Genomic DNA, 18,215 nt, shown 5'->3' on the forward strand with positions numbered 1-18,215 from the left:
GGGCCGTTACGCTTCCGCCACTCCATCCCTGATCCATGACCCTGCAGATCGGTGATCCAGCCCCGGACTTCACGCTTCCGAACGAGAAAGAAGAGCCTGTGACCTTGTCATCACTCAAAGGCCAGAGGGTCGTGATCTATTTCTACCCGAAGGACGCCACGCCAGGGTGCACCAAGGAAGCCTGCAATTTCCGCGATCGATGGGACCAATTCGAGGCCCATGGCATTCGGGTGCTGGGTATCAGCAAAGACAATGCCGCATCGCACACTCGTTTCATCAGCAAACAGGAGCTGCCCTTCACCCTGCTCACTGACGTCGAGCCCTGCGTCGTCGCCAGCGCCTATGAAAGCTATGGGCTCAAGAAGTTCATGGGCCGCGAGTACATGGGCATGATGCGCCACACGTTCGTGGTGGATGCTCAGGGGAATCTTGAGCTGATTTACCGCAAAGTGAAAGCAGAAGTCATGGCGGACCAGATCCTTAAAGACCTTGGCCTCAGCTAGCTGACGAGGTCGACAAAGGTTTCCATCACAAGATCCGGGGTGTGCTGGACATCAACACCCCGGGCTACCAGCTCGGGCAAAAGAAGCGGGGCGTCGCCTCCGCAAAGCCAGACAGTGCTAGGGCAACGGCGATGAGCACCTTGGATCAAACCCAACAGGCTTTGAAGAACACCTTGGGTCATGGCACTCGCTGTGTCAGCCGGGAGGTTCGGGCTTACATCGATGCTGGGCACATCAGGCTCCACCACGGGCAGGGCGACAGTCCCCTCACTCATGGCCTGCAGTTGAAGACGCAACCCCGCGCAGAGCCATCCTCCGCCAAAGCATCCAGCGGAGGTGACGCGCGTCAGGCTGAGCACCGTTCCTGCATCAACCACCATCAAATCGTCACCGCCGCCGGATCGAAGCCAGGCCCCCCATCCGGCGAGAGCACGGTCGATGCCCAGCCAGGGCGGCACATCGTTCAGAGGCACCTGATCAAGCTGAAGTTGCTGGTCACCATGGCGTGAGAATGCAGCAGGGACCTTTCCGACGGCAGCCCACCGATCAGGGACTGAAGCATCCAGCAGTGGTTCAACGATCGGATCGGTGTGGCGAAAACTCCATGGAGATGATTCAGCGCGTTCGGCCCAATGCCAGCGTGAATTACCGATCAGCAGGCATCGCTGGGGACTCACCTCCTCAAATGCCGTCACCCATCACCCCAGGCACGTGAATGCCGCACTCCTGTCTCTGGCCACCAAACCGGGTGCTGCGTCCCTCGGCATCCACACCGTCTGGAGCACTGGAATGCCAATCACCAACGGTGGAATAGCCCTGATCAAAGAGAGGATGCTGGGGCAACTCGTGCTCCTGCATGTAATAGAAGATGTCTCTGTTGGTCCAATGCAGGAGCGGCCTCAGGGAGAGGCGACCACGAATCGGATCAAGCACCGTCATCGTGCTTCTCAGGTCGGTCTGTCCGCTGCGCACCCCACTCCCCCAGCAGCGCACAGCGTGGCGATCGAGAGCGCTCTCGAGGGGATCAACTTTGCGTAGGCGCAAGTAGAGATCAAGGTCACTGTCGCTTCCTGTTTCCCAAAGTCGCCCGTGAAGGGCCTCCATCCTTGCTGGGGAAAGAGACGACTGAACAACGACGGGTTCGAGGCCGAGACGGTCGCAGAGGGTTTCGGCGTAGCGATAGGTCTCTGGGGGTAAATAGCCGGTATCCACCCAGATCACCGGCACCGATTCAGCGCCTGGCAAGCCTGCCAGCATGTGTAAGAGCACGGACGACTGGATCCCGAAGCTCGTGGTCATTGCGAATCCCGACCCGAATTGCTCCCGCGCCCACTGCAACCGCTGCGCAGGCTCCAGTGCCTCAAGCGCCTCCCTCTGAAGCGTCAGCTGGGCGGATTCACCGCCGGAGTCCAAGCCGGCGGCAGCGCTAGTCATCGGAATGATGCCGTTCCTCATCAGTGCATTCTCATACGCCGGGGTGACCGGGGGCCTGCCTAAGGTCGGAGCAAGAACATGCGGATCCATTGACGCAAGCACCCAATCCGCAGGAGCACCCGATCCTCGTGGTTGGCGGAGGATTCGCAGGGCTATCCACCCTGCAAGCGTTCAGCAGGGTGCATCCCCGCCCACCCCTCGTCTTGATCGAACCCCGATCAAGGTTCGTCTTTGTCCCCCTCCTCTACGAACTGTTCAGCGGGGAGCTGCAGGGATGGGAAGTCGCCCCCGACTACGGGCAACTCTTGCAAGGGCGGGGGATCAGCCACATTCAGGACTCGGTCTGCTCCGTCAACCTTGAAGATCACGTCGTCACAACAGCAGGTGGTCACCAGTTGCCCTACAGCCAACTGGTGCTGGCCACTGGAGCAGTGCCGGATGACTTCGGAATCCCTGGCGTCCGCGAGCACGCCTTGCGCTTCCATGCCTTGGAAGACCTTCCGCCACTTCATGCGCGCTTGAGAGACCTGCGCAACCGTCCCTCCGGAACAAGCACGCTCGTGATTGTTGGGGCTGGTCCCACGGGCGTCGAACTCGCGTGCAAACTCGTTGACCTGCTGGAAGGGGCAGCCCGCGTTCATCTCGTTGAACAGGGAGAGCAGATCCTGGCTCGCTCACGGGCCTTCAACCGAGAGCAAGCTGAGCGCGCCTTGCAAAAACGTGACATCACAGTTCATCTGAAGACACGCGTTCTCAATGTGGTTCCAAATGCTGTGCGATGGAGTGGCGTTGACGGCGAGATGGAGCAGCCCCACGACGGTCTGATCTGGACGGCAGGCAGTCGGCCCAACATCCCTGATTTGCTGCCTTCCGTTGCACCTCATCACAAGCGCCTGCCCGTGGATGGAAGCCTGCGACTTCTTGGCCAACCCGACGTTCTTGTCCTTGGAGACATTGCCAGACAGCACTCCATCGACGAAGGTCAATCTCCCTGGCCCTTATCGGCGCAGGTCGCTATCCAGCAAGGGCAAGCCGCGGCCCGCAGCCTCCAGGCACGTCGGGACGGCAACACTCCAGATCCCTTTGTTTTTCAGGATCTCGGTGAAATGCTCAGCCTGGGGATCGGCGACGCCACACTCACCGGTATGGGTGTCACCTTGGCAGGGCCCCTTGCCTTCAACTTGAGGCGCTTGGCGTACCTCACCCGCATGCCAGGACTTTCACTCGGACTCCGCTCTGCAGGGGCCTGGTTGTTCAGCTCTTGAAGCAGGCCCACCTAGCAGGACGCACGCGCGGCCTCAGGCCATCCCAGCTACGTCAGCTGGAAAGGCTCAGCCACCGGCGTCATCCGCAGAACGTTGGCGCCGATCTGTTCACCCTCGAGCGTCTGGCTGAACTCACCCTCGAACTCAAGCAGTCTCTGCATCTTCTGATCGATGCACGCGGCGTGAGCAGGCTGCTTTGGGTTGGCCCCCTAGGAGAGTCCGATCGGCTTGATGGCCATCTTTCCGGAGGAACGCGACGCCGCCAGCGTTGGCGTTTGGTGAGTGCATTGCCAGGCACACAAGGAGTGGATCTCAAACCGGAAGGACGCGAGGCCGTTGTCGCGTTGGATGTTGCCCCCAGCATCTGGCTTCGGCTCCAAGCAGCCGCCACCACTTCAGGAACGCGACCTGCAGCGATCTGGCGCACCGATGCCTCTGCCGCGATCGGCTGGCGATGTGATGCCATCAACGCGCTGTCTGCGCTCTGTGCAGCTGAAACGACGGAGCCCATTTCCGAGCTGTCCGGTGATGAGAAAACTATCGACCCGCCTGGTCAACAGGAGGAACGCGTCCTGCTGCTGACACTGATTGGCGCAGACCCTGACGTCAATGAGCGCGAGCTCGCTGAACTCGAGGGGCTGACACGCAGTGCCGGTGCCTGCCCCGTGGCGGTGTGTCGTCAGCGCCTCGGCCAGATCAATCCACAGACTCTCTGGGGAACGGGAAAACTCCAGGAGGCTGCCATTGATGTGCGCCGCCATACTGCGTCTCTCGTGATCACAGACAGAGAACTAACCCCCGTGCAATCCAGAAACCTCGAGCGGCTTCTGGATTGCCCTGTGATGGACCGCAGCGAACTCATTTTGGATATTTTCGCCCAGCGCGCAACGAGCGCGGCCGGCCGACTTCAGGTGGAGCTGGCCCAACTGCGCTACAGGCTTCCACGCCTGGCCGGCCGCGGTCTCAGCCTGTCGCGCCAAGGAGGTGGCATCGGCACCCGGGGACCGGGGGAAACCCAACTCGAGAAAGACCGCCGTGCCATCAGCCGCCGCATCGAGCATCTGGGCCGGGAATTGCGGCAGCTGGGGGCGCATCGCGCCCGGCTGCGGCAACAGCGCAGCACGCTTCCGAGAGTTGCGCTGGTGGGCTACACCAATGCTGGAAAGTCATCGCTTCTCAATGCGCTCTGCGCCCTTGATCAAGAGCGTGCTGTGGAAGCGAAAAACAGTCTCTTTGCAACGCTGGACCCCACCACCAGGCGGTTGTGTCTTCCGCAATCAGGCTCTGCCCCCAAAGAGCTTCTGATCACTGACACAGTCGGATTCATTCGAGAGCTGCCCGGACCATTGCTGCAAGCGTTCATGGCCACGCTTGAAGAAACCCGAGAAGCCGATCAGCTTCTTCTGGTGGTGGATCTCGGAGATCCGGACTGGCAAGGCCAACTGAGTGCCGTGCATTCCATTCTGGATGGGCTGAAGTGCCACCAACCGCGGCAGGTGATCGCCAATCAAATCGATCGCTGCGAAGCTTCGCAACTCGATTTGATCAGAACGCTTGAACCGCATGCCCTCTATCTGTCAGCAACCCAGGGGACAGGATTGAAAGGTCTGCGAGCATGGCTCGAGCAAACGTTCTGGGAGACCTCACCAGAACAAGTCTGCGAAGCCCCCTTCCACCAGACCAGCGCACGCGCCCATGGCTGAGCTCAGTGCCGCTCTTCAAAACGGGGATGCTCAGATCACCCTTGCGGTGCTTGTGCTGGCCGTTGCTCTCTTCATCAGCGGCGTCATTGCTCCCGAGCTAGTGGGGCTGCTCAGCTTGGCGCTGCTGATGATCGGGGGTGTCCTGACACCCCTTCAAGCGTTGGCCGGGTTTGGGAGCCCCGCCCTGATCACACTGATGGGTCTGTTTGCGGTCTCCGCGGCCCTTTTCCGCAGCGGAGCCCTCGATCGACTGCGAGAGCAAATCGCATCCGACCGGATCCGCTCCCCCCGCCGACTGATCGCGCTGCTCGGTCTGGTGGTGGCACCCGTGTCCGGGGTCGTGCCCAACACACCAGTTGTAGCCACTCTTCTCCCAGTCCTGGAGGCTTGGTGCCGGCGACGGCGGGTGGCGCCATCGAGGGTGCTGCTCCCCCTGTCCTTCGCCACCCTGCTGGGGGGGACCCTGACCCTGCTTGGCAGCTCGGTGAATCTGCTGGCAAGCGACATCAGTGAACAGCTTGGATATGGGCCGCTTCAACTCTTCAGCTTCACAAGCATCGGAATTCCTGTGTGGCTTACAGGAGTTGCCTACATGCTCCTGGCCCCCCGGGGACTCCTACCTGATCGCGGACTCGAGGCCAATTCGCTGACGCCCGATCAGAACCTTGAGGGTTACTTCACTGAAGTCACCATCCCGGGCAGCTCAAGCCTTGTGGGTCAAACACTCCGCCACAGCAGGCTGCAGAGGCGATTTGATGTGGATGTTCTCGAGCTGCAGCGGGAGGGAGAACGGCTGATGCCTCCCCTCGCTGATCGCCAACTGGAGGCGGGTGATCGACTCCTGCTGAGGATCACACGCCATGACCTCCTGCGGCTTCAGCAGGATGAAACAGTTTTGTTAGCCGCAGATTCCCTGGCCCATCCCCCTGAGGAAGGGGGACAGACGATGGTTGAAGTCCTGCTCCCCTCTGGCTCAACACTGGCAGGTGCCAGTTTGCGCGAACTGCGTTTTCGCCAGCGTTACAACGCAACAGTTTTGGCCCTGCGCCGCGGCCAGCAGACCGTCCAGGAGCGACTTGGACAAGCCGTTCTCAAAGAAGGCGATGTGCTCCTGATTCAAGCGCCAGTGGATGCCATTCGAGGCCTGCAGTCCAACCATGATCTCCTCGTTCTGGACGAGCTGGAAAACGACCTGCCAACGGTTCGCCGCAAGCCGCTGTCAATCGCAATTACTGCCGGCATGCTGTTGCTGCCAACACTGACATCCATTCCACTCGTGGCCTCAGTGCTTCTCGCTGTGGTGCTGATGGTGATTGGAGGTTGTCTGCGCTCTGGGGAGATGCTGCGATCGATCCGTCTGGATGTGATCCTGCTCTTGGGAGCGCTCCCAAGCTTCAGTGTGGCCATGCAGCGCACAGGCCTTGCCGATGGACTGGCCGCCTCCCTGCGTGTGCTTTTGGTGAACTGGCCTGATTACGGCGCCTTGCTTGTGATTTTCCTCAGCACCACGCTGCTCACGGAAGTCCTCAGCAACGCCGCATCCGTCGCCCTGCTGATTCCAGTGGCGACCCAACTGGCCGCCCCCCTCAACCTGCCGCCCCAAGCCCTTCTGCTCACTGTTCTCTTCGGAGCAAGCCAGTCCTTCCTCACACCGATGGGATATCAAACCAATCTGATGGTGTTCGGACCAGGGCGTTACCGCTTCTTTGACGTGGCCCGCTACGGACTGGGACTCACAGTTTTGATGACCCTGCTCGTGCCTTGGCTGATCCTCAACCAGATGGGGGGCGCATGAAGCCGATGCCTCTACCCAAGGCCATTCACCGAACCCAGGCCTGGTATCGACGCCTCTCCGTGCCTCAGTTCACGGTGGTGACGGGCCTGCTGGTGATCACCACCGGAACGTTTCTTCTGGCAAGCCCCGTTTGCTCAGCCACCACTGTGGGGCTCTGGGAAGCGCTTTTCACAGCAACGTCCGCCGTCACGGTGACTGGACTGACGGTGATCGACGTCGGTCGCGACTTAACACCCTTCGGCCAAGGGGTGTTGGCTTTCATGATTCTCGTGGGCGGACTGGGATTGATGGCCATCACCACCTTTCTGCAGGGATTCGTGGTGCGTGGGGCCTCCCTTCGCCGAAGACTGGATCGGGGGCAGACATTGGATCAATTCGGCGTCGGCGGCATCGGCAGCACCTTTAGAAGCATTGCGCTCACGGCAGCCGTGCTGATCCTGATGGGAGCTTTTGTGCTTTACACCTTCGGATTCTCAGATCTGCCTGCGGGAGGTTCCAGGGCCTGGGCGGCTCTCTTTCACAGCATTTCCGCCTACAACAATGCAGGCTTTGGCCTTTGGAGCGACAGCCTCGAGGGCTACCGGACCAATCGCGTGGTCAATGCGGTGATCATGCTTCTGATCGTGTTGGGAGGCTTGGGATGGCGAGTGACCAACGATCTCTGGAGCAACAGGCAACGGCTTAAACGTCGAAACCTGAGTCTTCACACCAGGCTTGTGCTCCGCACATCAGCGCTCCTGATCCTGATCGGCATGGTTGGACTGACGCTGACTGAATCCCTTTCCAAAGGCCACGCCCTCACCACCATGGGCTGGCAGGAGAGAGTGATGAGTACGTTGTTTAGCTCAGTGAGTGCCCGCACAGCAGGTTTCACAACAGTGCCTCTGTCGATCCAGAGCATTTCGGATTCAGGCCTGCTGCTCCTGATGACGCTGATGTTCATCGGTGCCAGTCCCGGAGGGACTGGCGGGGGCATCAAAACCACCACGGTGGCTGCATTAATGGCCACAACCCGCTCCACCCTCCGCGGCCACGATGATGTTGTGATCCGTCATCGCCAGATTCCCGACAAGGTGGTGCTGAGGGCTGTGAGCATCACGGTGGCCTCCCTGCTGTTCGTGCTGATGATGGCCCTGCTACTCGCTCTGATCAGTGACCCCACGGGCGAAGACCCGCTGTCGTTTCTGGAACTGATGTTCACATGCATCTCTGCCTTCGCCACGGTGGGCCTCGATCTCGGCGTGACCGAACAACTCGGTCACCTTGGGCAGCTGATCTTGGTCGTGGGTATGTTCGTAGGCCGGCTCGGCATCCTGCTCTTGCTCAGCGCCATCTGGGAAAGCTTCGAGCACAACCAAATCCAACGCCAAAATCGTGTTGGTTATCCCCGTGAGGATCTCTATGTCTGAGCGAGGTTCCTTGGAGAGGCCGTCATGAGGGACTGGTGGAATTGGTCACAGTCCATCGATAGCGACCCACAGAGCTTCGGGATTGTCGGCGTCGGGCGTTTCGGCAGCGCGGTCTGTCGTCAGCTGATGCAGAACGGCGCTGAAGTGCTGGCCGTCGATCGTTCCTCCAAGGCGATTGAGGAACTACGCCAGCTCGAACCCTCCATCGAAGCCCGGGTGGTGGATTGCACCGATGAGGAGTCACTGCGTGAAGCAGGCATCCTCGATATGGACACCGTGGTGGTGGCCATCAGTGAACCGATCGAGGCCAGCATTACGGCCACTCTGATCGCGAAGGACAGCGCAGGAACCCGGGTTCGACAGGTGATTGCAAGAGCCACAAGCGACCTGCACGAGAAGATGCTGAAGCGGGTTGGCGCTGATCGAGTGGTGTTCCCCTCACGGATGCAGGGTGAACGTTTGGGGATCGAGCTTGTTCGCCCCAATTTGATGGAGCGGCTGGAGCTCGATGAGCATCACTCGATTGAGGAGATCAAAGTTCCTGAACGCTTTGTGGGCCGGTCACTGCGCGATCTGAATTTACGCAAAAACCACAGGGTGAACGTTCTTGCTGCAGGCCCTGCAGGGGAACTGCTGGTGAATCCGCCCGCCTCGCACATTCTTCTGAACGGCCATGTGCTGGTCGTCATGGGCCTCACAGAAGACCTTCAGAATCTTCCCCGAACCTGAGCAGCTCTCGATCATGCGCGTGCTCGGCTTGATGAGCGGTACCAGTGCCGATGGGGTTGACGCAGCGCTCGCGCAGTTCAAGGGCAGACCTGCAGCCCCGCGCTGGGATCTGCTGAACACCGCATCGGTGCCCTACCCCTCAGCACTGAGAGAGCGACTGATTCGCATGGCCCAGGGTGAACCCACCAGCGCCTGCGATCTCTTGGAGATGTCCGAGGCCGTGACTGAGATGCAGGCGGCAGCCGCCCACCTCTGCGATCCTGAGCGCTCAGCATCCTTACTGGGCTGCCACGGCCAGACGATCTGGCACCGCCCCCCTGCTCCTTCAAGCAAGCAGTCGAAAGGGTCCGGCCGCAGAGGCGCCAGTTGGCAGATGCTTCAGGCTCCACTCCTGGCGCACCTGAGCGGTCAACCGGTGATTCATGACTTCCGAGCCGCCGATCTTGCCCTTGGAGGACAAGGCGCACCCTTGGTGCCCATGGCGGATGCCGCTCTGATAGGTCGCATCGATGGCTGGCGAGGGCTTCTGAATCTGGGTGGCATCGCCAACATCACGCTGATCCCACCAAACACCGGGCCAGATCGCCATCACCCCGTGCTGGGCTGGGATTGCGGTCCGGCCAATACCTTGATGGACCTGGCTATCACTCGTCTCAGCAAAGGGAAAGACACATTCGACCTGGATGGAGCACTGGCGGGCCGCGGGACCATTTCCGAGGAAAAGCTCGAGCGATGGCTTCAGGAGCCATATTTCCTGAGCTCCCCGCCGAAATCCACGGGACGGGAAGTCTTCGGGCAGGACGATCTCAACCGGCGACTCCAACAGCTGGAAACCCATGCACCCGCAGACCAGCTAGCCACCCTCACCGCCTTCAGCGCCGCTGTGGTGGCACAGGATCTGCGGCGGCTGGCATCAACAGGCCAGCCTTTACCCGTGGAGCTACTGGTTGCGGGCGGGGGCTGCCGGAATCGAACCTTGATGCGTCAGCTGAGGCAGCGGTGCCTTGGGGTACACATTCGCCCGAGCAGTGAATTGAATCTGCCGACCCAGTTCCGCGAAGCACTCGTCTTTGCGCTTCTGGCCTGGTGGCACCACTGCGGCCACCCCGGCAATGCTCCTGCGATTACTGGTGCATCGAAGGCGACTGTTCTCGGGCTTCGGGCCGACCCTGCCTGATCAGACGCCAGGACCATTGGGGCGATACAACCGAACCCTGCGAGGCGCCCCTCGCAGCCGTCTCGGCTGCTGAGCCTCAAGTGCTGAGCGCAGGCGATCGGTTGGGGATTGAAGAGGCGCAGCAGCAGTGGGGGCAGAGGCCGCTTCCCCCTGCTCCAAACGCTGAACCCCCTGCTGAATCAACACCTTGGCCATGTTGCTCACGGTGCGGGATTCCTGCTCGGCAAGGGCCGTTAGGCGCAGGCAGAGATCCTCCGGAAGCACCACCTGAATGCGTGGCGACTTCGGCTTCCCGCTGGATGACGTTTGGCGGGTTGCCACGACCGCAAAGGCAGAGCTACTTAAAAGTGTACAGAGATGCGCAAGGATAGTATCCAGCACTATGCTGATGTCATCGATCCGACCCCTGACGCGCGATTCATTCAACGGTTCATTTCAAAGGTTCATTTCAACGGCTCATTCATCCGCCCTCCCCTCTCGACGTTCAGCCAGGACTGCCATGCCCCGTTCCACCAGCCAGGCCACCAGCACCCGCCAGCCGACGCCTCGTACCAGGCGGACAGGCGGGGCACGCCGGACCCGTCGTGCCGCTGAAAACAGTGATGTCCTGGTCTCTGCAGTCATCAGCACCTACTTGCTGACCCATTTGCACCATGTTCTTCAACGCGCTGAATACGGCGCCGTTCAAGAAGGACGTGCATCCCAGGCCGCCAATTACGCCCAGTTGCGCAAAGTTCTCTGCATGGATGCGCGCAGCATGGAGGACGCGTCAGCCGCAGGGCTTAAGGAGGCGGATCTCGACCAAGCCGCTTAAACCGGGCCTGCGGTTTTTGGCTGATCCATGGGGTGTGAATACTCTGCGGTGAGACATGGATGTGCCATGGGCAACGCAGCCGCGCTCTACGAACGAATCGAAGGTGACCCTGATCTCACCCGTTCACTCTTCCGGCAGGCACTACAGAACCCTGCTGGAGCCATCGACGCCATCTGCGCGATCGGCGAACAGCTGAAGCTTCCGGTGACCGCGGACGAGGTAAAAGCTCACATCAGCAATCTTGATGATGACCTGAGCAAGCAGTGGCTGGTCAAAGCGAGAGGGGGGCTTTAACCGGCAAGGAGACCTGAGGTGCAGGCGAGGGATCCACACGACGCTCACGAGTGCCGCCGCCGCCTGCCCAGCTAAAGAACAGCCAATAACTCACCAGAGCCAACCCTGCAGCGACAACAAGAGCTGCCACCTGCTCCAGCCTCCGCATCACCGCCGCCTCGTCAATCCCCAGTCTGCCCTCACCCCGGCACGGGATGATGAGGGCATCTGCCTTCGCCCCTGTGCTGCGACTTGAGCGCGTCAGCAAGATCTATCCGACGGGGGAGGTGCTCCGGGATGTGACCTGGGAGGTGAAAAGCGGCGACCGCATTGGCCTTGTGGGCGTGAATGGCGCGGGGAAATCCACTCAGATGAAACTGATCGCTGGCCTGGAGGAGCCCAGTAGCGGCCAAGTCGTTCGTCAGGGAGAACCACGAATTGCTTTTCTTCAGCAGGAGTTCGACGTGGACCCCGAGCGAACGGTTCGCGAAGAGCTGTTCCAGGCGTTTGGCGAAGCAGCGAAGGTGCTGAGTGAACAAAAGCAGGTGGAGCTGGCCATGGCATCTGAGCAGGCTGCCTCCGACCCAGAGCATCTCGACCAGCTCATTCACCGCCTCGGGGCCCTCCAGACCCGATTTGAATCCCTGCACGGCTATGAGCTGGATGCTCGCATCGACAAACTGCTTCCCACCATCGGCTTCACAGCTGAAGCTGCAGAACGGCTGGTGAAGGACTATTCCGGGGGCTGGCAAATGCGTATCGCCCTCGGCAAGATCCTTCTCCAGGATCCGGATCTGCTGCTTCTCGACGAGCCGACCAATCACTTGGATGTGGAAACGATCCAATGGCTGGAGGATTACCTCAAGACGCAGACCGCGGCCTTGGTGGTGATCAGTCACGATCGAGCCTTTCTTGACCAGGTCTGCAATCAGATCGTGTCCACCGAGCGGGGAATCTCCCGCGCATACCTGGGGAACTACACAGCGCACCTCGAGCAGAAAGCGCTTGAGCAGGAAGCCACCCAAGCTGCTTTTGAGCGCCAGCAGAAGGACATCGCTGCCCAGCAGGCCTACATCGACCGATTCCGCGCCAGTGCCACCCGCAGTACCCAAGCAAAAAGCCGGGAAAAACAGCTCGAGAAGGTGGATCGCGTGGAAGCACCGATCGAATCAGTCGCAGGCCCGAGCTTCCGCTTTCCCCCGGCACCTCGGTCTGGAGCACAGGTGGCTCTGATCGACAACCTCACCCACAGCTACGGAGACAAAATCCTTTTCCTCGGCGCTGAACTTGAAGTGGAGCGAGGGGACCGGATTGCCTTCGTTGGGCCGAACGGTGCGGGCAAATCCACTCTGTTGCGCCTGGTGATGGGGCTGGAAACGCCGGACGAAGGGTCCGCCACCCTTGGCGAACACAACATCGTGGCGAGCTATTTCGAACAAAACCAGGCGGAGGCACTGGATCTCAGCAAAACGGTGATCGACACCATGTTCGAAGCCGTACCGGACTGGACACAGACCCAGGTGCGCTCTCTTCTCGGAAGCTTTTGCTTCAGCAACGACAGCGTCTTCAAAGAAGTGGGACAGCTCAGCGGCGGCGAGAAAGCACGCCTGGCCCTGGCTCTGATGCTCCTGAGCCCCTGCAATCTGCTGGTTCTCGATGAGCCGACCAACCACCTCGATATTCCGGCCAAGCAAATGCTGGAGGACGCACTTTGTGCTTACGAAGGGGCGGCCCTACTCGTGTCCCATGACCGCTATTTCATTTCCCGGGTCGCAAACCGGATCGTGGAACTCCGTGATGGAGAGCTTGTGCTGTACCGGGGGGATTACAACTATTACCTCGAAAAGAAAACAGAAGAGCGCCGAGCTGCTGACGAAGCGTTGCAAAAGGCGGAGCAGGAGGCCAAACGCCAAGCCAAACGCGACAAGCAAAAAGAGCGCGATAGCCGTCGCAAAAAAGCTGCATAACGCATCAATTCGACACGACAAGACGAAACTTCATGAACAGCTAGGAAGGAAGACTCATTTCCCTTTACCCACTCAAAACGTGTGCATAAGCTGACATCACTGATCCCGGCCGCTGATGACACACCTAGGAACCCAGCCCGCTGGCCTCCCCCAGAGCCGGGCCAATGGAGCGGACCATGAACAGACCTGGGATGCGGTGGAGACCTATTTCGAATGCATCACCACGTGCAATCTCGACGACGGCGAATGCATTACGCGCTGTGTTGAGCAGCTGCGGGATGCTGATGAAGATTGATCAGCGCATCTTCAAGGCGCGCATATCCACAGGCGTCACCGTGATGGGAACAGAACGGCCCTGACGCTCGACCCGGAGCTCCAGAGGTCGCCCCACCCCACTACGGTCAATCGCTGTGACCACCTCCGCAGGGCTCTTCACGGCAACACCTGCAACAGCCACGATCACATCATTGACCTGCAGCCCACCCCGAGCGGCAGGACCACCTGAAACGACTGAGCGAACAACGGCCCCGGGAGGCGTTCTGCCACCGGGAGTGGATGCTGGGATTGAGGAAAGACCAATTCCGACCATCGGATGGCTGGCACGCCCCTGCTCGACGAGCTGCATGGCGATGGTCTTGGCACGATTGATCGGGATCGCAAATCCCAGGCCAGCGCCCGGTCCTGATCGCACAAGCGTGTTGATGCCCACGACCTCTCCGCTGGCATTGAGAAGGGGGCCGCCTGAATTTCCTGGATTGATAGCTGCATCCGTTTGGATCAGATCCAGGCGTTTGCCCTGAATTCCCAGCTGGGACACATTGCGATTGAGATTGCTCACAATCCCCAAGGTGACCGTGTTCTCCAGCCCGAAAGGATTGCCAACAGCAATCGCCCAATCTCCAACACGGAGCTGATCGGAATTGCCGAGCGGCGCCGTTGGCCAGCTGCTTCCGCCCTCCAGCTTCACCACAGCCAGGTCCGTCACGGAATCCTGCCCTACCACCTGACCAGACACACGACGACCATCTGGCAGACCCACCATCACCTGGTCGGTGTTTTCCACGACGTGTGCATTGGTGAGCACGAGGCCCTGAGCATCAAAGATCACACCACTTCCCTGGCCCCGCTCAACACGAGAGCGGGGGGAAGGCTGAGGCTGCAGACCGAAAAACCGTTGAAAGAAGGGATCCATCAGCAGGCCCTGGGGCAGGCCATTGCCTGTTGATGTCCTCACCGTGCGCTGGGTCTCGAGTGTGACAACGGCAGGACCGCTGCGAGCCACTGCTCCGGCAACAAATGATTGAGAAGACAGCACCGATGAAGGCGCTGGGACGGCTTTCGCAGGCCTGGACGCCCATGGACCTACCAAGGGGCCAAACAGTGACGCCGTCACCATTAGAGAAATCAGGCCACGCCTATTGGGGACGCGTCGCGTCGAAATCCGATGCGCGGAGGGAACAGCCACGGCCATGGGTGGGGAGGCGTTGAATCTTGCATTTGACCGTAGGGAGCAATCCCGGGACAGGACAGAGGGAAGCCCGACCGTTTCATGACCGGATGCGACCGGCGGGATTGGAATGATGCCGCTTTCTGCTGTCTGCAGCGATGATGCGTAGGGAGGGCCGCCCCCGATTGCCGTTCAGGCTTCCGCCATGCTGAGTAGTCTTTTTCCACTGATTTATGGGCTGATCTTCCTGGCCCTGCTCTGGCAGGCGTTCAAGGTGATGGGTCGGGGTTTCAGTGCGGCAGGACGGCCGCTGAATGCGCCTCCAAGTCGCAATGATCGAACTGGAAAGGTGACCATCCACCCCGAGCTGCTTGATGGCGAAGGCCGCCTGACCGAGGAAAATCTTCTGACGGTTCGTTTCAGCGACGACGACGAAGGAGAACCTGCCGATCGCGCTGGTGAATAAGTTGGATGGATGAGCTGCAAGACGGCTCGTTTCGGACTCGTAGGGGGGAACTTCCTGGTGGACCAAAGAACACGGATCGTTGCTGCAGTGATCAAATCCGTGAAGTTGCCGCCGCGTTTCCGGCTTCGCCTTCTCAAAGAGGATCCCGTTCGCCTGGAACTGAGCCTGACACCGGCCTACGGCAAAGATCCCGTGCAGGTTGGCCTGGTTGAGTCTCTCGACCTCGTAGCCCGCAGAGATCGCGAAGGACGCATCCCAAGAGACCTTCAGGGGACATGGGACTGGACGGTGCGGCATGGGCAGGTGAGCACCGGTGGCTGGAACCCTTATCTGAAGGAAGCCCTCCAGACCATGTTTGAAACGGGGCTTCCAGCGATCGTTTATGAGGAGCTCACGGGCGAGGAGTATCACCCTGTGGATGGCGCCAGGCACGTGCGCTGATCATTGGCAGATCTGTGAAGCCCTGCAAAGCGGAGCTGGTGCAAATAGAGGAGTCGAACTAGAACAGAGTCACTTCGGCCTTTAAGGTTTTCTTCATGGCCACACTCCGTTTTCGTATCGCGCCTCTTGTGCGCCTTCTCGCTGCCATGGGAGCGCTCAGCAGCCTTCTCCTACTGGGAGTTCTCGAGCTATTCAGCTAACGGGAGAAGCCCCTGACGGGTCCCTTCCCCATTGATCCCCTGCTGCCGGAGCTGAAGTCCCTGCTGATACCAGGGGCCACCGTGATCCTGCAGGCTCCTCCAGGGGCTGGGAAAACCACCCGCGTCCCCCTGGCGCTGATCGGCGAGCTTGCCGATGGCGAATCCATGGAGGGCAAGGTCCTCCTCATTGAGCCCAGACGACTTGCAGCGAGGGCAGCAGCAGCTCGTCTTGCGGACTCACTCGGCGAACCCCTCGGCGAACGCGTTGGTTACTCGGTACGCAACGAACAAAGGCGTTCCTCCAAGACCCGCATTGAAGCCATCACCGATGGCTTATTTCTGCGCAGGCTTCAGGCACACCCCGACCTCTCCGGGGTGACCTGTGTGATCTTCGATGAGTTTCATGAGCGTCGTCGGGACAGCGACGTGGCCCTGGCACTGCTGCGCGAGGCGAGGGGCCTGCTCAGACCGGATTTGAGGGTTCTGCTGATGTCGGCGACGCTGCAGCTCGGCGACCTCAGTCGACAGCTGGATGGGGCCAGGACCCTGCGCAGCGAGGGACGGGCCTTTCCCGTCGACACCCTCCACTGTCCACCACGCAACCAGGAGTCCCTGGATCAGCATGTGCTCCGCGCGCTCGAGGCAGAGCTGCCCTTTCTCGAGAACGAACGGCGAACCAGCACCCATCCCCCGGTTGTGCTGGTGTTCCTGCCGGGTCTCAAGGAAATCGACCGCTGCATCCGGCGGATCAAGGCCTCGAACCGGCTGGAGGGCTGGGAGAGCGTTCCCCTTCACGGCCAGCTGTCTCTCAATCAGCAGGCTTACGCCCTTCGCCCCTGCAATCGCGAATGGGATGGCCGTGTGGTGCTCGCCACATCCATTGCTGAAAGCTCACTCACCCTCGACGGCGTTCGACTCGTCATCGACGCCGGCATGAGCCGTCACACGCGGTTTGATCCGGGCACGGGGATGGAGGGACTGGAGACGGTTCCTGCCAGTCAAGCCAGCGCTGATCAACGACGGGGGCGTGCAGGTCGACAGGCGCCTGGACGCTGCGTCCGCCTGTGGTCTCCTGCCGAACAGCAGCGACGCCCTCTGCAGGATCTACCCGAACTCCAACGGGCTGATCCACAGCCAACCCTGCTCGATCTCGCTCGCTGGGGAGCCGGATTAGGGGAGGACTTGGCATGGCTTGAACCGCCTCCGCAAGCCCTCTTTCTTGAAGGGCGTCAGCAGCTGCAGCAGCTCGGCCTGATTGATCCAGAAGGACAGATCACCAAGAAGGGTCGCCATGTGGCGACGTTCGGCGCTCATCCCAGGCTGGGGCTGATGATGGTTGAAGCCCGTCGCTGGGGGATCGAGCAGCTTGGCTGCGATCTCGCGGCCCTGCTGAGCGAGCGGAACCCTCCTGGCCTTCGCTCTGAAGGGTGCGATCTCCTGCGCGGGCTGCAGACGCTCCGGCAATCAAAGCGGCAGGGTGGAACAACAGCTCTTGCCGCCATCCTTCAGCAGAGCAAGCAATGGCAACGGGAGCTGGACAGGCTCACGGACATTCCCCGCGGCGTCCCCCCGCACGAGGCCTGGGACTGGATGGCTGGACTCCTGGTGGCCAAAGCTTTCCCCGAATGGCTGGCTCGTGCCCGCGACCAACGCCCAGGCAAGTTTCTTCTGAGGCAAGGACGAGGAGCCACCCTTCAAGACGACGATCCGTTGAGCCATGCCGAAGCGCTCGCCGTGGCTCAGCTCGATCTCAGTGGTCGTGACGCACGGATCCGCTTGGCCATCGCCATGCCCAAGAGCTGGCTTGAAAGTCTCGCGGAAGCCGAAGGGCAATGGCGGGAAGACGTCGAGTGGGACGACCGTCAACAGAAAATCCGCGCAGAACGGATTTTGTCCCTCGGCGCTCTTGAGCTGAAGCGTCAGCCTTGGCCCAACCCTTCAACCGAGGCCATCAGCGTTGTTTTACTCGAACGGCTCAGGCATGAGGGATTAGCGCTTTTGCCCTGGAGTCAACACAGCGAACAGCTTCGCCGACGGCTTCAGCTGGTCCACCAGCGCATCGGCACACCTTGGCCATGCCGCGAGAAGTCCTACCTCCAACAGCATCCAGAGCATTGGCTCAAGGGAGCAAGCCTGGAATGCCGCAGCTGGGGGGAGCTGGGTGAAGCGAGCCTGCTTGAGGCCCTCTGGGGAGACATTGCGTGGAGCTTTCGACGCAAACTTGACGCGCTACTGCCCACGACCATTCGCATCCCCAGCGGGCGCGATGCGGCACTGACCTACGAAGAGGATGGGGTCCTTCTCGCCGTGAAGCTTCAGGAGATGTTCGGCTGCACAGACAGTCCTCGCCTGCTGAATGGAGACCTTCCCATCACCCTGGAACTGCTCTCACCTGCGGGCCGCCCCCTGCAGCGCACGAGTGACCTGCGGGGATTCTGGGAAGGGAGCTATCACGACGTTCGCAAGGAGATGCGCGGTCGATACCCCAAACATCCATGGCCTGATTCCCCAGAGGATGCTGTTGCAACGCGCAAAACCAAAAAGACCTCCTGATGTCGCCGTAGCGACAGTCAATAAAAGTCAACTCTTTGT

Annotated in this window: 19 protein-coding genes; 14 read left to right on the forward strand and 5 right to left on the reverse strand. The window is 60.5% G+C overall.

Features of this window, described 5'->3' with window-relative positions:
* The first annotated feature begins 35 nt into the window (after positions 1-35).
* On the forward strand, positions 36-503 hold the full coding sequence (bcp, locus tag SynPROS71_RS11635) for a thioredoxin-dependent thiol peroxidase (RefSeq protein ID WP_186595250.1): 468 nt from the start codon (positions 36-38) through the stop codon (positions 501-503).
* Here bcp and SynPROS71_RS11640 read toward each other — a convergent pair.
* Both SynPROS71_RS11640 and SynPROS71_RS11645 read right to left on the reverse strand, forming a co-directional pair.
* A complete protein-coding gene (locus SynPROS71_RS11640; RefSeq protein ID WP_255442156.1) occupies positions 500-1,198 on the reverse strand; it encodes a type III pantothenate kinase in 699 nt (232 codons plus the stop codon). The two genes, bcp and SynPROS71_RS11640, sit on opposite strands and share 4 nt — an antisense overlap.
* Complete coding sequence (locus SynPROS71_RS11645; protein ID WP_255442157.1) at positions 1,185-1,937, reverse strand: phosphoadenylyl-sulfate reductase; 753 nt, start codon at positions 1,935-1,937, stop codon at positions 1,185-1,187. The genes SynPROS71_RS11640 and SynPROS71_RS11645 overlap by 14 nt, the downstream gene beginning before the upstream one ends.
* A gap of 89 nt (positions 1,938-2,026) precedes the next feature.
* On the opposite strand from SynPROS71_RS11645, the gene SynPROS71_RS11650 reads away from it, so the two are divergent.
* From SynPROS71_RS11650 to SynPROS71_RS11675, 6 genes are read left to right on the forward strand one after another with little or no spacing between them, the layout of a single operon-like run.
* Positions 2,027-3,202, forward strand: a complete 1,176-nt coding sequence (locus tag SynPROS71_RS11650) for an NAD(P)/FAD-dependent oxidoreductase (protein WP_186595254.1) — start codon at positions 2,027-2,029, stop codon at positions 3,200-3,202.
* Positions 3,199-4,905, forward strand: coding sequence for a GTPase HflX (hflX, locus tag SynPROS71_RS11655; protein WP_186595256.1), 1,707 nt, complete (start codon positions 3,199-3,201; stop codon positions 4,903-4,905). The genes SynPROS71_RS11650 and hflX overlap by 4 nt, the downstream gene beginning before the upstream one ends.
* Positions 4,898-6,700: an SLC13 family permease gene (locus SynPROS71_RS11660; RefSeq protein WP_186595258.1), complete on the forward strand. Its 1,803-nt coding sequence runs from the start codon at positions 4,898-4,900 to the stop codon at positions 6,698-6,700. Before hflX ends, SynPROS71_RS11660 begins: the two co-directional genes overlap by 8 nt.
* Before the next feature lie 5 nt (positions 6,701-6,705).
* Positions 6,706-8,109, forward strand: coding sequence for a TrkH family potassium uptake protein (locus tag SynPROS71_RS11665; protein ID WP_186598066.1), 1,404 nt, complete (start codon positions 6,706-6,708; stop codon positions 8,107-8,109).
* 24 nt (positions 8,110-8,133) lie between these two features.
* The gene (locus SynPROS71_RS11670) at positions 8,134-8,838 is read left to right on the forward strand and encodes a TrkA family potassium uptake protein (RefSeq protein WP_186595260.1); all 705 of its coding nucleotides are present in this window, start codon (positions 8,134-8,136) and stop codon (positions 8,836-8,838) included.
* 13 nt (positions 8,839-8,851) lie between these two features.
* Positions 8,852-10,015, forward strand: coding sequence for an anhydro-N-acetylmuramic acid kinase (locus tag SynPROS71_RS11675; protein ID WP_186595262.1), 1,164 nt, complete (start codon positions 8,852-8,854; stop codon positions 10,013-10,015).
* On the opposite strand, the gene SynPROS71_RS11680 is transcribed toward SynPROS71_RS11675, so the two are convergent.
* Positions 10,016-10,336 carry a hypothetical protein gene (locus SynPROS71_RS11680; RefSeq protein ID WP_186595264.1) on the reverse strand — a complete coding sequence of 107 codons (321 nt, stop codon included), beginning with the start codon at positions 10,334-10,336 and terminating at the stop codon, positions 10,016-10,018.
* A gap of 178 nt (positions 10,337-10,514) precedes the next feature.
* Between SynPROS71_RS11680 and SynPROS71_RS11685 the strand changes: the two genes are divergently transcribed.
* Positions 10,515-10,829: a hypothetical protein gene (locus tag SynPROS71_RS11685; protein WP_186595266.1), complete on the forward strand. Its 315-nt coding sequence runs from the start codon at positions 10,515-10,517 to the stop codon at positions 10,827-10,829.
* A 66-nt stretch (positions 10,830-10,895) separates the two neighbouring features.
* On the forward strand, positions 10,896-11,123 hold the full coding sequence (locus SynPROS71_RS11690; RefSeq protein WP_186595268.1) for a hypothetical protein: 228 nt from the start codon (positions 10,896-10,898) through the stop codon (positions 11,121-11,123).
* On the opposite strand, the gene SynPROS71_RS11695 is transcribed toward SynPROS71_RS11690, so the two are convergent.
* Positions 11,101-11,271: a hypothetical protein gene (locus SynPROS71_RS11695; protein WP_186595270.1), complete on the reverse strand. Its 171-nt coding sequence runs from the start codon at positions 11,269-11,271 to the stop codon at positions 11,101-11,103. The genes SynPROS71_RS11690 and SynPROS71_RS11695 overlap by 23 nt on opposite strands.
* Positions 11,272-11,317: 46 nt before the next feature.
* On the opposite strand from SynPROS71_RS11695, the gene SynPROS71_RS11700 reads away from it, so the two are divergent.
* On the forward strand, positions 11,318-13,069 hold the full coding sequence (locus SynPROS71_RS11700; protein ID WP_255442160.1) for an ATP-binding cassette domain-containing protein: 1,752 nt from the start codon (positions 11,318-11,320) through the stop codon (positions 13,067-13,069).
* A 115-nt stretch (positions 13,070-13,184) separates the two neighbouring features.
* Entirely contained in the window at positions 13,185-13,364 is a 180-nt protein-coding gene (locus SynPROS71_RS11705) for a hypothetical protein (protein WP_186595272.1), read from the forward strand.
* Here SynPROS71_RS11705 and SynPROS71_RS11710 read toward each other — a convergent pair whose 3' ends face one another.
* Complete coding sequence (locus SynPROS71_RS11710) at positions 13,365-14,540, reverse strand: trypsin-like peptidase domain-containing protein (protein WP_186595274.1); 1,176 nt, start codon at positions 14,538-14,540, stop codon at positions 13,365-13,367.
* Between the two features lie 181 nt (positions 14,541-14,721).
* Between SynPROS71_RS11710 and SynPROS71_RS11715 the strand changes: the two genes are divergently transcribed.
* From SynPROS71_RS11715 to hrpB, 3 genes are all read left to right on the forward strand, one after another.
* Positions 14,722-14,982, forward strand: coding sequence for a DUF2973 domain-containing protein (locus tag SynPROS71_RS11715; protein WP_186595276.1), 261 nt, complete (start codon positions 14,722-14,724; stop codon positions 14,980-14,982).
* Between the two features lie 57 nt (positions 14,983-15,039).
* Positions 15,040-15,423, forward strand: a complete 384-nt coding sequence (locus SynPROS71_RS11720) for a hypothetical protein (protein WP_186585983.1) — start codon at positions 15,040-15,042, stop codon at positions 15,421-15,423.
* Positions 15,424-15,653: 230 nt separating this feature from the next.
* A complete protein-coding gene (gene hrpB / locus SynPROS71_RS11725; RefSeq protein ID WP_255442523.1) occupies positions 15,654-18,176 on the forward strand; it encodes an ATP-dependent helicase HrpB in 2,523 nt (840 codons plus the stop codon).
* The last annotated feature ends 39 nt before the right edge of the window (positions 18,177-18,215 follow it).

It is taken from the genome of Synechococcus sp. PROS-7-1 (assembly GCF_014279795.1).
GTDB lineage: Bacteria > Cyanobacteriota > Cyanobacteriia > PCC-6307 > Cyanobiaceae > Synechococcus_C.